The 14,977-nt window shown below is 38.5% G+C and carries 16 protein-coding genes; all 16 read left to right on the top strand.

The window, feature by feature from the left end:
* The first annotated feature begins 33 nt into the window (after window positions 1-33).
* Entirely contained in the window at window positions 34-720 is a 687-nt protein-coding gene (prsW, locus tag OE105_RS06685) for a glutamic-type intramembrane protease PrsW (protein ID WP_275421989.1), read from the top strand.
* A gap of 491 nt (window positions 721-1,211) precedes the next feature.
* Window positions 1,212-2,033 carry a spore cortex-lytic enzyme gene (gene sleB / locus OE105_RS06680; protein WP_275421988.1) on the top strand — a complete coding sequence of 274 codons (822 nt, stop codon included), beginning with the start codon at window positions 1,212-1,214 and terminating at the stop codon, window positions 2,031-2,033.
* Between the two features lie 12 nt (window positions 2,034-2,045).
* Window positions 2,046-3,389 (top strand): germination protein YpeB, encoded by a 1,344-nt coding sequence (gene ypeB, locus OE105_RS06675; RefSeq protein ID WP_275421987.1) that lies wholly within the window; start codon window positions 2,046-2,048, stop codon window positions 3,387-3,389.
* Between the two features lie 107 nt (window positions 3,390-3,496).
* A complete protein-coding gene (locus OE105_RS06670; protein WP_275421985.1) occupies window positions 3,497-4,159 on the top strand; it encodes a flagellar brake protein in 663 nt (220 codons plus the stop codon).
* A 118-nt stretch (window positions 4,160-4,277) separates the two neighbouring features.
* Window positions 4,278-4,457 (top strand): YpfB family protein, encoded by a 180-nt coding sequence (locus OE105_RS06665; protein ID WP_275421983.1) that lies wholly within the window; start codon window positions 4,278-4,280, stop codon window positions 4,455-4,457.
* 218 nt (window positions 4,458-4,675) lie between these two features.
* Window positions 4,676-5,350, top strand: a complete 675-nt coding sequence (cmk, locus tag OE105_RS06660) for a (d)CMP kinase (protein ID WP_275421982.1) — start codon at window positions 4,676-4,678, stop codon at window positions 5,348-5,350.
* Window position 5,351: 1 nt separating this feature from the next.
* The gene (locus OE105_RS06655) at window positions 5,352-5,933 is read left to right on the top strand and encodes a lysophospholipid acyltransferase family protein (protein ID WP_275421981.1); all 582 of its coding nucleotides are present in this window, start codon (window positions 5,352-5,354) and stop codon (window positions 5,931-5,933) included.
* A 169-nt stretch (window positions 5,934-6,102) separates the two neighbouring features.
* A complete protein-coding gene (rpsA, locus tag OE105_RS06650; protein WP_275422118.1) occupies window positions 6,103-7,221 on the top strand; it encodes a 30S ribosomal protein S1 in 1,119 nt (372 codons plus the stop codon).
* A gap of 141 nt (window positions 7,222-7,362) precedes the next feature.
* Entirely contained in the window at window positions 7,363-7,965 is a 603-nt protein-coding gene (locus tag OE105_RS06645; RefSeq protein ID WP_275421979.1) for a YphA family membrane protein, read from the top strand.
* On the top strand, window positions 7,962-8,843 hold the full coding sequence (locus OE105_RS06640; RefSeq protein WP_275421978.1) for a YIEGIA family protein: 882 nt from the start codon (window positions 7,962-7,964) through the stop codon (window positions 8,841-8,843). Before OE105_RS06645 ends, OE105_RS06640 begins: the two co-directional genes overlap by 4 nt.
* A 2-nt stretch (window positions 8,844-8,845) precedes the next feature.
* Window positions 8,846-9,031 (top strand): capping complex subunit for YIEGIA, encoded by a 186-nt coding sequence (locus tag OE105_RS06635; protein ID WP_275421977.1) that lies wholly within the window; start codon window positions 8,846-8,848, stop codon window positions 9,029-9,031.
* Window positions 9,032-9,294: 263 nt separating this feature from the next.
* Entirely contained in the window at window positions 9,295-10,605 is a 1,311-nt protein-coding gene (der, locus tag OE105_RS06630) for a ribosome biogenesis GTPase Der (protein WP_275421975.1), read from the top strand.
* Window positions 10,606-10,622: 17 nt separating this feature from the next.
* Complete coding sequence (locus tag OE105_RS06625) at window positions 10,623-11,663, top strand: NAD(P)H-dependent glycerol-3-phosphate dehydrogenase (RefSeq protein ID WP_275421973.1); 1,041 nt, start codon at window positions 10,623-10,625, stop codon at window positions 11,661-11,663.
* Between the two features lie 371 nt (window positions 11,664-12,034).
* Window positions 12,035-12,238 carry a DUF2768 domain-containing protein gene (locus tag OE105_RS06620; protein WP_275421972.1) on the top strand — a complete coding sequence of 68 codons (204 nt, stop codon included), beginning with the start codon at window positions 12,035-12,037 and terminating at the stop codon, window positions 12,236-12,238.
* Window positions 12,239-12,252: 14 nt separating this feature from the next.
* Complete coding sequence (locus OE105_RS06615; RefSeq protein WP_275421971.1) at window positions 12,253-12,966, top strand: hypothetical protein; 714 nt, start codon at window positions 12,253-12,255, stop codon at window positions 12,964-12,966.
* A 209-nt stretch (window positions 12,967-13,175) separates the two neighbouring features.
* The gene (spoIVA, locus tag OE105_RS06610) at window positions 13,176-14,654 is read left to right on the top strand and encodes a stage IV sporulation protein A (RefSeq protein ID WP_275421970.1); all 1,479 of its coding nucleotides are present in this window, start codon (window positions 13,176-13,178) and stop codon (window positions 14,652-14,654) included.
* Window positions 14,655-14,977: the final 323 nt, after the last annotated feature.

The following is a 14,977-nucleotide window of genomic DNA, read 5'->3' as shown; positions in this document are numbered from 1 at the left end:
TTACGATTGAGAAAAAAGGAATCGAGGTTTATCATGTTAGCGTTGATTTCCGCCGGTATTGCCCCCGGTTTTGCCCTGTTAAGCTATTTTTATTTAAAAGATGAATACGAGACGGAGCCGGTTTTTGACGTCCTTCGGGTATTTTTCCTCGGAACGATTCTCGTTTTTCCGATCATGTTTCTCCAATATGTTTTGGAAACGGAAGGAATTTTTACAAATGGCATCATGAAGGCCTTTCTTTCAGCGGCCATGTTGGAAGAGTTTTTTAAATGGTTTATCCTTTATTTTACTGTTTATAAATTAGTCCATTTCGATGAACATTATGATGGAATCGTATATGGGGCTAGTCTTTCCTTAGGTTTTGCTACAGCGGAAAATATCTTATATCTTTTTGCGAATGGTTTAGGAGTTGCCTTTGGTCGCGCCCTCCTACCCGTTTCTAGCCACGCTCTATTCGGTGTAATAATGGGTTATTATATGGGAAAGGCAAAGTTTTCAACTTCGCAAAAGGAAAGATGGATTTGGATATCCCTTTTGTTTCCAATTCTTTTACACGGAATTTACGATTTAATTATATTAATGGATTCTAACTGGTTTCAATTGATCGTTCCCTTTATGATTTATTTATGGTGGCTCGGTTTACGGAAGGTAAAAAAAGCGAAATTAATTAAGCAACGGATTTATGAAGACCGTTTTTTCTCAAAGGATTTGAATATATAATGGTTCTTTGTCAAATCGTGTTGGTGAATAATTTCGTGCCTTTTTTTAGTAAAATGTAATCGGATCACGTTGTCCATTCATCCAAAATCGATTTGAAGTGATTCGTTCCATTGGCGGACGCGCATCCAGTGGCACGGCGCGGGCCTCCTCGTCACTTGTCTCTATTTTTTGATCAAAAAAAGGTGTTAGGTATATTCACCAACACCAAAAATTATAGAGCCTATTTAATCGGTTCATATGCCCTATACCTCAGAATTGGACTGCCATCCATTCTGGGGTTTTTTATTCCGTTTTGATGTCTCCACCTTAATCCTTTACGATGAAAAAGACGTCCTTTAACACGATCTCCCGTAATATTGAATTTGCTCCGCTCTTTAAAAAGATTTGATCCGTTGAGGTTTAACTATTTTTAAATTTTTCCCTCTGCATAAAAAACCAATTGTTACAAAAAATAGTTTTACGAATGGAAGACAGGCGATGGAGGGACAGTTATGGTGAAGAAATGGATGGCAGTTTTTGTCATTTTCATCTGTTGTTTAATTATCAATATTTCCCCAACGGAAAATCAACGAACGTATGCTTTTTCAAATCAAGTTATTCAGATTGGTTCGGTAGGGGATGATGTAATCGAACTTCAATCCCGTTTGCAATATATCGGATTTTACAATGGAAAAATTGACGGGGTGTTTGGATGGCAAACGTATTGGGCATTGCGCAATTTTCAATATGAATTTGGAATGAAAGTGGATGGATTAGCAGGCCCGGCAACGAAACAAAAATTAATAAATGTAACGAAATATAATGAAAGTTATGTGAAGGAACAGATTAATAAAGGAAATTCCTTTACCCACTACGGTGGAACGTCGATTGAAAACCAAACGGGAAATAACGGATCCAATAGTTCATCCCAACAATCATCGTCAAACAAGCCGACAGCAGCGAACGTTCCGAACGGTTTTTCACAAAACGATATTCAATTGATGGCAAATGCGGTATATGGGGAGGCGAGGGGAGAACCGTATATCGGACAGGTAGCAGTAGCAGCAGTAATTTTAAATCGAGTCGAAAGCCCATCCTTTCCGAATACCGTTTCGGGAGTAATATTTGAACCGGGAGCATTTACAGCAGTAAGTGATGGACAAATTTGGTTAACACCAGATGAAACGGCGAAAAAAGCGGTATTGGATGCGATTAACGGATGGGATCCGAGCGGGAATGCGATTTATTATTTTAATCCGAACACGGCAACAAATAGTTGGATTTGGTCCCGACCACAAATAAAACAGATCGGTAAGCATATTTTCTGTAAATAAGGAGTGTTGTCATTGATTAGAAATCTACTAATCGGTCTTCTTTCGGTTGCCATTATCGGAACAGGTATATGGGGGTATCAAGAGCATAAGGAAAAAAATGCGATACTCATTCATGCGGAGAATAATTACCAACGGGCGTTTCATGACCTTACGTATACGATCGATCTTCTCCATGATAAAATCGGAACGACCCTCGCCATGAACTCTCGACAATCGTTATCCCCTGCATTGGTCGATGTATGGCGGCTAACATCGGAAGCCCATAGTCATGTCGGGCAATTGCCACTTACCCTCCTTCCCTTTAATAAAACGGAGGAATTTTTATCGAATATCGGAGAGTTTAGCTATCGGGCTGCCGTTCGGGATTTGGAGAAAAGTCCTCTTTCAGATGAGGAATATGAAACACTAAAATCCCTTTATGAACAATCGAAAGAAATTCAAGATGAATTAAGGAAAGTGCAACATGCTGTATTATCGAATCAATTGCGTTGGATGGATGTGGAAATGGCATTGGCCACAGAAGAAGAAAATGTCGACAATACGATTATCGATGGGTTTAAAACGGTGGAAAAGAAAGTAGAAGGATATTCAGAGGGGGACTTGGGAACGATTTTCACAGGGATGAATAAAAAGGAAGAAGGGTTTCAAAATTTACCGGGAAAAGAAATTTCTAAGGAAGAGGCTTTGGAAATCGCGAAAAAATATACGACGAACATAAAGGATCCAGAAACGAAAGTCACGGAAAGTGGAAAGGGATCTGATTACGAATTTTATAGCGTGTCGATAAGGGATGGGAAAAATGAAATCGATATGGATATTACGAAAAAGGGAGGATATCCGATCTGGGTGATGAATCATCGGGAGGTAAAAGAGCAGAAAATCAGTTTAAATGAAGCAGGGAATCGGGCCTTGGCGTTTTTGAAGGAGCGGAAATTCGAAAATATGAAAATGTTCGAAAGCTACCAATATGATCATGTCGGGGTATTTACGTTTGTAACGAGTATAAATAATGTCCGAATTTATCCAGAAGCAGTGAAAATCAAAGTTGCCTTAGATGATGGTACCATTATTGGATTTTCCGCCGAAGAATATTTAGCAACCCATAATGAGCGGTCCATTCCCGATCCAGTCATTACAGAAGAGGAAGCGAAGGAACAAGTCAATCCCAATGTGAAGATTATGGAGAGTCGATTGGCAATCATCAATAATGAACTGAACGAAGAAGTACTCTGTTATGAATTTTTAGGAACATTAGGAAATGACACGTATCGAATTTTTATTAATGCATTAAATCAAAGGGAAGAAAAAATTGAAAAACTAAAAAGTGCTGAACCCATCTATGAAGAAATCACATAAGGAAAAGTAAAGATACTTTTCCTTTTTTTTATTTCATGTCATAATAAAATTAGTATAAAATTCGGAAAACAAATTTCTCGAAATTTGATTTAAAATGAGGGGATTAAATGATAAAAGCAGGGCAGCAAGTAACCATTGAACTGAAACAACTGGACCAATATGAAAAATATACTAGCAAAATCATGGATATAAAAGATCAATCTTTTTTAATGGAATACCCTGTCCATCCAGAAACGAACAAATCTATCTTTATTCGTAACGGAGAAACTTTACGTTTGTCCTTTGTAAATGATCAAAAGGAAATTTACGAATTTTTATCGATGGTCATCGGGCGGGTGAAAAATCCGATCCCCCTTTTGCAATTAACTTTACCACCTAGGGAGGAATTTCGTAAAATTCAAAGGCGGGAATTTGTTCGTGTACATCGGGCAGTAGATGTGAGCGTCCATTCGATCCATAAGGAGTTTCAACCGTTCCAAACAGTCACGGAAGATATTAGTGCAGGGGGAGCTTCCCTTCTCGTTCCAAAATCGATCGATATAAATATCGGACAAAAAATCATCGTTTGGTTTGTTTTACCCCGGTTAAATGGCGAGTACCATTATTTAAAATTATCTTCCAAAGTGATTCGGACAGGGGATTGGAATGAAAAAAGGAATGTAATCTCCGTTCAATTCCTTGATAAAACGATTCAAGAAGAACAACAATTACTCCAATTTTGTTATGAATCCCAAGTGATCAAAAAACAAAAAGAAACAGGAATTTTATAAATTGGAGGGATGATTTGTAAGTTTTCCTTCGATCCGTTCGTGCAGGTGGAAGAAAGGGCACGTATAATCCTACGATTAGCAATCCATACTATGTAAAAAGAACATACGGAGATTGATTATGAAACGGATGGAAGGAATTTTAAAAAAAGTAATCGTCATTCAGTTTATTTTTCTGCTACTTACACAAATTTTTCTTCACCATTTTCATTTCCTCCCAGAATTAAATCATATCGTTCTTTATGAAGGCGTCAATCGCAATAATCATGAAAAGGTCGTACAAACATTAAATCAACCGTAAGAAGGCATGGAACTCTCCTGCTTTCTTTTTTTGTTAGGAATATTTTCAAGTACAAAAGGAGATCGATTTCCCAGTCGACAATCGGTTTATATGATTAAAAAAATGATGAGAAATCGATTGAATTTCTTTTCATTTTCATTAAAAATGGTCCTATCGAAAACCCTTTTTATGATAAAATAAAATGAATGGAATTTCTAGAAAGAAAGAGGTTTGGATTTATGAATAAAAACATCTCGATTGCCATCGATGGCCCAGCTGCAGCGGGAAAAAGTACAGTGGCAAAAATAATTGCTCAAAAACTATCATATCTATACATCGATACCGGTGCCATGTATCGGGCCTTAACGTGGAAAGCACTTCAAAAGGGAATCGATCCTGAAGACGGTGAACAGCTCTTCCAATTATTAAAAGAAACTTCCATCGAGTTGAAGCAAGGAAAAAATCATCAAAAGGTGTTCGTGGATGGGCAGGATGTCACCGAAGAAATACGACTACCGGAAGTAACCAATTCCGTATCCACCGTATCCAAACACGCATCGATTCGCGAGGAAATGGTTCGGAGACAACAACAATTTGCTGTAAATGGTGGAGTTGTTATGGATGGAAGGGATATAGGAACGAACGTTTTACCGAAGGCAGAAGTGAAGATTTTCCTCCGCGCAGGGGTAAAAGAGCGGGCAAAACGACGATATTTAGAAAATGTAAAAAAAGGGATTCCAGCGGACTATGATCAATTGGTTGAGGAAATTTTAAAGCGTGATGAATTGGATTCCAATCGGGAAGTGGCTCCGCTGAAAAAAGCGGAAGATGCGATTGAAATCGATACGACGGATTTATCCATCGATCAAGTAGTCGATCAAATGATGAAATATATTAAAGAAAGGAAAAAATAAAATGACGTTTTACACATTTGCAAAAATTGTTGTAAAAGGCATTTTTAAACCAATTTACCGGATTGAAGCAATCGGTGTAGAGAATATCCCGAAGGAAGGAAGCGTCCTTCTCTGTGCCAACCATATAAGCAATCTCGATCCGGTCGCCCTTGGAATCACATGCCCGAGACCAGTCATCTATATGGCTAAAGAGGAATTATTCCGGGTACCTATATTAAAAGGAATTATTAAAAAGCTCTATGCCTTTCCAGTTAAGCGGGGAAAGGCGGATCGGGAAGCTTTACGAAAAGGGTTGGAAACGTTAAAGTCTGAACGTATTTTAGGCATATTTCCTGAAGGTACGCGAAGTAAAACAGGGGAAATTGGAAAGGGTTTGGCAGGCGCTGGTTTTTTCGCCTTAAAATCCGATGCAACCGTTGTTCCTGCTGCAATCATCGGTCCGTATAGACCGTTCCGTAAAGTGAAAGTCGTTTACGGAAAACCAATCGATATGAAACCTTTGAAAGAAAAAAGGGCATCTTCCAATGAGGCAATTGAACTAATTATGGATCATATTAAAGAAATTTTGTTACAATATAAGTAATGTATTGACAAACGATATAATTTATTAGAAGTTAATAAAAGGAAGAATTTTTTAAACTTAATCAGTGGTCGTTAAGGAGGAAATACATATGACAGAGAAGTTACACGATAATGAAAATAAACAGGAGACAGAAGTAGTGCAAACGGATCAAGCAGCAAGCGAAGAAGAGATGAATGAAATAGATGTCAAACAGTATGCTGTCGGTGATAAGATTACATGTCGAATAACGAAAGTCGAAGAGAAACAAGTAATCGTCGAAATTCCAGATGGAAAAATGGATGGGATCATTCCGATCAGTGAATTATCATCCCTTCATATAGAAAAAGCGGAAGATGTTGTTTCGGAAGGTCAAGAGTTGACGGTAGAAGTCATTAAAGTAGAAGACGATGCTCTTATTTTATCCAAACGTCGTCACGAAGCAGAAAAAGCATGGGTACAATTACAAGAACAATTTGAAAAAGGTGAACCGGTCGAAGCGGAAATAAAAGACATTGTCAAAGGTGGTCTCGTCGTCGATTTAGGCGTCCGTGGTTTTGTACCAGCCTCCCTTGTAGAAGACCATTATGTGGAAGATTTTTCCGATTATAAAGGAAAGAAAATGACTTTTAAAATTGTTGAATTAGATCGGGAAAAAAATCGTTTAATTTTATCCCATCGTGACATCGTTCGGGAAGAAAAGGAAAAAAAGAAAAAAGACGTCCTATCCAAATTAGAAGCAGGACAAGTGTTGGAAGGAACTGTACAACGGGTGACAAATTTCGGTGCCTTTATCGATATCGGTGGTGTAGATGGCCTCGTTCATATCTCCCAATTGTCCCACGAACATGTGGAACATCCCTCCGATGTGGTTGAAGCTGGACAAAAGGTGAGTGTAAAAGTCCTTTCCGTAGACTTGGACAATGAACGCATTTCACTGTCGATTAAAGAAACGCAACCAGGTCCGTGGGCGAATGTTTCCGAAAAAATTAAAAAAGGTGACGTTGTGGAAGGGACGGTTAAACGGCTCGTATCCTTCGGTGCATTCGTGGAAGTACTGCCCGGTGTTGAAGGTCTCGTCCATATTTCTCAAATTTCCAATAAACATATCGCCACTCCCCATGAGGTGTTAAAAGAAGGTCAAACGGTTCAAGTAAAAGTGTTGGACGTAAATGAACAGGAAAATCGGATTTCTTTAACGATGAAAGAATTGGAAAAAGAAGTGGAAGAGGAATCTTACCAATTGCCCGATGAAAATCGTGGTTTTCAATTAGGGGATATGATTGGGGACCAATTGAAAAAACTTCATTAATGATAGGAATTAGGAAAAATGAATCGATTTTTAGGACTTGCATAATGGATGCAAGTCTTTTTTTCGTAAAAACTGCTTTTTTTCCCTGTTTTGAAAAACATAATTTTGTTCATACTGGTAACAATAGGAGGTGCAAGTTCTTTGGAAGGATTCATCTTTTTTTGGTTCACTTGGTCCACGTGGATTTTCTCAACGTTTATTTTGAATAAAAAAAATCCGTATCGTTTTCCTTTAGCTCTCATTTCGCTTATTACGATGATTTTATCCGCCTATTCGGTTCAATTTTTCCAATATCGTATTTCTTACGCATCACTTTTTCTTTGGATGATAAGTTTTGCCGCCTTTACTAATCTCTCTTTTTCATCCTTACTGAATAAAAGTTTTAGAATCTTAATCATGACGATTGCTGTTGCAACGTTTCATATATTGTCCTTAATTGATCCAGTTTGGTTAATTTTTGAGAAAACATGGATGCAAGCCGGATCCTTTGCTTTTTTGGCAATCCTTTTATTTTCACACTTGAAAGATCGGATTTTCGCAGTAATAAACAGCTTTTTTCAAGGGGAGTTCATTTATGCAGCCCTTTTACAAAGGAGGTCGATCGATTATCCAATCGGTTCATTGTCCTTTTTCGATTCCCTCGTATTGGGCCTTCTCTTTACATCTATATGGAGTGGTGTGGAATATTTGCGCCATTCTTTTCAACACCATGAGTCGAAAGGAAGGGAGAGACCATTTATATGAGCGATTATATGTATCCCGTTTTATTCGGCATAGGAAGTGGTCTCATTGCGAGAATCATTATGTTACGGACGGATTATCGGCAATATCCTACCTACCTACATGGAAAAATCATCCATCTAGCCCTCGGATTTATCGCATCTGCCTTAGGGGCGATTGCAGTACCTGCCCTTATTGAGGAAAATATAACAGCCATTACTTTTTTAACATTGGCAGCATCCCAATTTCGAGAAGTGCGAAATATGGAACGGAATACGTTGGAACAGTTGGATCAATATGAACTCGTTTCCAGGGGAAATACATATATCGAAGGAATCGCAATCGCCTTTGAAAGTAGAAATTACTTAGTTATCTTTACATCGATCATCACCACCTTATCCTATATGTTTCTTCCAATCGGTTTTTCGATCTTTATCTTCATTCTTTGCTTAATTCTTTCTCGGATTTTAATGGATGGCGGAAAATTAAAGGATATTGTGGACATCGTTTATGTGCAACCCCACTTTGAGCGGGAGGGATTATACGTAGATAATATATACATTATGAATATCGGTTTAAAGGAAAGAAGGGAGGAAGTATTAAAATATGGTATGGGATTTATTTTAAAACCGAAAAGTTTTAACGCTCGTATGACCATTGCAAATTTAGGACAGCGGCAGGCTATTTTACATGATGTATCGACAGCGTTAGGCGTATATCGGGATTCCGGAACGCCCGCTTTCGTTCCACTTGCAAAACGGGATTTAAATGATGGTCGGGTAGCCGTTTTTATATTGCCTCAAGAAAGAAATATTAAAAAAGCGATTGAAATCATTGGAAGTACCCCGACTTTAGAAAATGCGATCCGACTCCCGACAAAACGGAAAAAAGAAGGAGGGTAATCGTGGAAATTGAAAAGCTGATTCTTGCTGTGATTACGACCAATCCATCGAAAGTACCTGCTGGCTCATGGGTTTTTTATTGTGAAAATGAACGGGAAATGAAGCGGGTCGCTGTCAATTTAGAGGCGATTTTAGATGGAATTGCCCATTTATTAACCGATGATGTCATGATTATCGTGAAGCACTAAATGTTTAAAATTCAATTGTGTATATATAACAATCTCTACCTGTACCGGACAAATTTGTGTATACTAATGGGGAAGGAGAGGGTCGACAATTTCCTTTCTTTATTTTATAGTTAACAAAAGTTCCCCATTTCCTTTTACCTTAAAAAAAAAGTATAATCATTGTCCATCTGTTGCATTGATTCGTTTACATGCATTGATTCATTTAAAAAAGGGGAAATTAGACAAAACATAAATTAATACATAAAAAAATGAGGTGTTTGTTTATGACTTTACCGACTGTTGCCATCGTCGGTCGACCAAATGTGGGGAAATCAACCATTTTCAATAAGATTGTCGGAGAACGGATCGCCATAGAGGAAGATGTCCCAGGGGTAACGAGGGACAGAATTTACGGAAAAGCGGAATGGTTGAATCATACGTTTAATATAATCGATACCGGTGGAATCGTTATTGACGATGAACCATTCCTTGAACAAATCCGTGTTCAAGCAGAAATTGCAATCGATGAAGCAGATTGCATCGTTATGGTAACCAGTGGTAGAGATGGGTTGACCACTTTAGATGAGGAAGTAGCAAAAATCTTATATCGTTCGAAAAAACCGGTCGTCCTTGCTGTAAATAAAATCGATAATCCGGATATGCGCCAACAGATTTATGATTTTTATGCATTAGGCTTTGGAGATCCCATACCGGTATCAGGAACCCATAGCCTTGGTCTCGGTGACCTGTTAGATGAAGTGGTAAAACGGTTTCCAAACAAAAACGATGAGGATCAAGAAGAGGATACGATCAAATTTTCCTTCGTTGGTCGTCCAAATGTCGGAAAATCCTCCCTTGTCAATGCTTTATTAGGGGAAGACCGGGTTATCGTTAGCGATATAGCTGGAACAACTCGAGATGCGATCGATACTCCGTATACATATGATGGGGAAAAATATATAATCATCGATACTGCAGGGATTCGAAAAAAAGGGAAAGTCTATGAGAGTATAGAAAAATATTCGGTGTTACGGGCGTTAAGAGCCATTGAAAGATCGGACGTTGTATTAGTCGTCATCAACGCGGAGGAAGGGATTATTGAGCAAGATAAACGGATCGCTGGTTATGCCCACGAAGCCGGCAGGGGAATCATTATCGTCGTCAACAAATGGGATGCAATCGAAAAAGACGAAAAGACGATGAATGAATTCGAAAAAATGATTCGTAATGAATTTTTATTTTTAGATTATGCACCGATCGTTTTTGTCTCTGCTAAAACGAAAAAACGAGTTCAAACTTTATTACCGACGATTAAACTTGTAAATGAAAACCATGCTTTACGCGTACAAACAAATGTGTTAAATGATGTGATTATGGATGCGGTGGCGATGAATCCGACCCCGACCGATCACGGTACCCGATTGAAAATCTTTTATGCGACTCAAGTTTCTGTGAAGCCTCCAACGTTTGTTATTTTCGTAAATGATCCGGAACTTATGCATTTTTCTTACGAACGTTTTTTAGAAAATCGCATACGGGATGCATTTGGATTCGTTGGAACACCAATAAAATTAATCGCTAGGACGAGAAAATGAGTAAAGGGTGAGAAAACATGGGAAAAAATATTGAAAAAATCGCCGTTTTAGGTGCAGGAAGCTGGGGAACTGCCCTGTCCATCGTATTGGCAGATAACGGACATGAAGTTCGTCTTTGGAGTTATAATCAAGATCAAGTGAAACGAATGAACGAAACGAGGATAAATGAAACCTATCTTCCGAATATTGAATTACCTGAACAAATTACTGCTTATTCAGATTTACAAGTTTCCACTGAAGGGCTTGATACCATCGTCCTTGCCGTTCCAACAAAGGCGATTAGGGAAGTCGTCCGAAAGCTCAAAGGCGTATTAACGAAGAAAGTGACGATCGTCCATGTAGCAAAGGGAATTGAACCGGAAACATTGAAACGAATTTCAGAAATGATCGAAGAAGAAATGCCCGAATCCCTTCTACATGCAATCGTCGTCTTGTCCGGACCATCCCATGCGGAAGAAGTTAGTCTCCGCCATCCAACAACCGTTGTCGTAACGTCCAAAAATATGAAAGAAGCGGAACGAATTCAAGATTTATTTATGAATCCGAATTTCCGAGTGTATACGAATCCGGATATCGTCGGTGTGGAAATCGGTGGTGCATTAAAAAATATTATCGCATTAGCTGCTGGGATCTCCGATGGGTTAGGTTATGGAGATAATGCAAAAGCTGCGTTAATTACAAGGGGATTGGCGGAAATTGCCCGCTTAGGTACAAAACTAGGAGCGAATCCGTTAACCTTTTCGGGTCTTGCAGGAATCGGAGATTTGATCGTTACATGTACGAGTGTCCATTCCCGTAACTGGCGAACGGGAAACATGCTCGGAAAAGGGGAAAAGCTTGAAGATATTCTCCAAAAATTAGGTCAAGCGGTTGAAGGGGTCCGGACGACGAAAGCCGCTCGACAAATGGCGGAAAAATATAAGGTGAAAATGCCGATTACGATGATTTTGTATGAAGTTTTATTTGAAGATTTGAATCCGAAAGTTGCAGTGGATGAACTTATGACTCGGATGAAAACGTCGGAGATGGACGATTTAGTCAATATTTTGACGGAATAAGGTATATTTGTCGTTCGTTTCTGCCTTCCTTTGAAAAATGGACTTGAGTGTAAACATTCAATTTGTAGGAAATAGGCAGTCGATGATGCGGTACGTTCTTTTTTTGCATAAACTACTATGAAAAATCATAGAACCGGGGTTGGGTAAAAATCGTTCGATGCTGAAGGGAAGTTGTGAGCGCCCGCTTTCCTTCAGTTTTTTTTAACGTACCTTTTTCCAAAAAATTTAACGAGGACATCGAATTTTCTTTTAAACTTACAGTCAACGAAATTTATGGTAGAATGAACATCGGGGAAAATTTAGAATAATGAGGATAAAAGAATCGTATTTTGAATATTTGCTTGAATTCGGTCAAAAAAGGGGGATGCATGATGTCGCCAGCTTTAATGAAAATGTGGATATCATTGATTGGGATCGGTATGATGTTTTTATCCGTTTTGTTCATTGTCATTAGTCGTTACAAAATAAAAAGGCGTTTTTTGAAAGTGATTACGGCAATTATCGCATACGGTTTTATGATTTATGCTGGAGTGATTATGATTTTAGTTGTCTTTTCTGGTCCGACGACGGAATAGGGGTGTGAGATGAATTGAACATTCGTTTATTCGTCTTAATTGGAGTTTTCACTCTTTTATTAACGGGTTGCTTATATCCGAAAGATCCATCGACGAAATTTCCTGATGAAACGGAGGTCAAACGGGTACAGGATGCCGTTATTGCTTTTCAAAAGGAAAACGATGGTATTTTACCTATTAAGACGAAGGATGCAGATACGGATTTATATATCAAATATTTAATCGATTTTCGACGAATTGTGCCACAATATTTATCGGAAATTCCTAAAAATGCTTATGAAAATGGCGGTATATTTCAATACGTAATCATTGACGCTGAAACCGATCCAAAAGTAAAAATTTTCGATTTACATATTGTAGAGAAGATTCGTGAAATACAATTACGGTTGTCCACGAAAAAATATCCTCCGTATAAAGAACAATTAGCAGCGGATGTATTCACGTTAGATTTTTCAAAACTAGGCTATCATGAAGATCCTTTTATTGTAAGTCCTTTTACCGGACAACAACTTCCCTTTGTAATCAACGGTCGCGGAGATCTTTTCCTCGATTATACAGGGGATTTACTCGTCCGCTTGAAAGAAATGGATCAAACGGATTTTAAAGAAAACGAGGATATTCGTTGGATATTGACAGAAGGGTCGATTTTCGTTCCCGCATATTCCCTTCCATATACCGTTAATGAGGAAGGAGAACCCATTTTTTTTGAGAAAAAATTTGAAAATTAGTCATAACCCTTTTCCTAAAAAATATAGTTTAGGAGAAGGGTTTTTTTATTCGAGAGACTTTTAATCCATGATCTTTGTAATAGAGGGGGTTAAAAGGAAAAGAATATAAATATTTGTCATAAGCCTAGTGGACAACATCATAAACTTATACTGTCAACAATAGGAAAAGGTATGAATTTCCCAGTAATAGACGAACGGGAGGGGATTTTTTGGAAAAGGTTGATATTTTTAAAGATATTGCTGAACGGACAGGCGGCGATGTTTATATCGGTGTTGTCGGTGCAGTTCGGACGGGGAAGTCCTCCTTTATTAAAAAATTTATGGAATTAGTCGTACTTCCTAATATTGAAAATGAGGCGGATCGGGCACGTGCTTTAGATGAACTTCCCCAAAGCGCTGCAGGAAAAACGATTATGACAACAGAACCGAAATTCGTACCGAATCAAGCCGTTACCGTTCGAGTAGAGGAAGGTTTACATGTAAATGTGCGACTGGTCGATTGTGTCGGGTATGCTGTTCGTGAAGCGAAGGGGTACGAGGATGAAAACGGTCCGAGGATGGTCCATACACCATGGTATGAAGAACCGATCCCTTTCCAAGAAGCTTCGGAGATCGGTACAAGGAAAGTTATTCAAGAACATTCAACCATTGGAGTGGTCATTACGACAGATGGATCGATCGGAGAAATTGGAAGGGAGAATTATGTCGAAGCAGAAGAAAGAATTGTGAATGAATTAAAGGAAGTTGGAAAACCGTTCATCATGATTATTAATACGACGAAACCTTTCCATCGGGACACGGAAGCTCTCAGAACGGAACTGCAAGAAAAATACGATATTCCGGTGTTAGCGATTAGCGTAGAAAACATGAGGGAAGGGGATGTGTATAACGTCCTTAGAGAAGCATTGTATGAATTCCCTGTGTTGGAAGTCAATGTGAATTTACCGAGTTGGGTAATGGTGTTAAAGGAAGATCATTGGCTTCGGGAAAACTATCAAGAAGCGGTAAAAGAAACGGTTAAAGATATTAAACGTTTGCGAGATGTGGATCGAGTCGTTCAATCCTTTTCCGATTATGATTTTATCGAAAGAGCAGGATTGGCTGGAATGGAAATGGGTCAAGGGGTGGCGGAGATCGACCTGTATGCACCCGATGAGCTATACGATCGAGTGTTAAAGGAAATCGTCGGTGTAGAAATTCGAGGTAAGGATCATCTGCTAGAATTAATGCAAGATTTCGCCCATGCAAAGCGGGAATACGACCAAGTGGCAGAAGCATTAAAAATGGTAAAACAAACCGGATATGGAATCGCTGCACCGTCCATCGAAGATATGAGTTTGGATGAACCGGAAATCATTCGACAAGGGTCCCGATTCGGTGTGCGTTTAAAGGCGGTAGCTCCATCGATTCATATGATTAAAGTTGATGTAGAAAGTGAATTTGCCCCGATTATCGGTACGGAAAAACAAAGCGAGGAATTAGTTCGCTACTTGATGCAAGATTTTGAAGACGACCCCCTTTCGATTTGGAATTCGGATATTTTTGGACGTAATTTAAATTCCATCGTTCGGGAAGGCATCCAAGCAAAACTAGCATTAATGCCGGAAAATGCCCGTTATAAATTAAAGGAAACGTTGGAAAGAATTATTAACGAAGGTTCTGGCGGTTTAATTGCTATTATATTATAAACATAAGGACCCATGAAATTCGGGTCTTTTTTTCATGAATGGAGATATTGAATCAGTCATTCGATGAAAAAGTACGTCTTTCGTGTTTAAAATGCGTATAAAATGGGAAGAAAGTAGGTAGATTCAACCAAACATACCATATCAATATACCATCTTTATTAAAATATACAATCATTTTAGTTTTCCCTTAAAGGGAGATGATTCTTTAGAATTAAAATGGAGAAAAAGTTTTTATTTAAATTTCGTTTTTATCTTGCTATAAGATATCGATTGTGATAATCTTTTTACAGAATTGTTCTTGTTTATCTTTCCATTATAGGAAA

Source organism: Fervidibacillus halotolerans, from assembly GCF_026547205.1.
Taxonomy (GTDB): domain Bacteria; phylum Bacillota; class Bacilli; order Bacillales; family Caldibacillaceae; genus Fervidibacillus; species Fervidibacillus halotolerans.
This window is presented reverse-complemented; position numbering and strand designations above follow the sequence as displayed.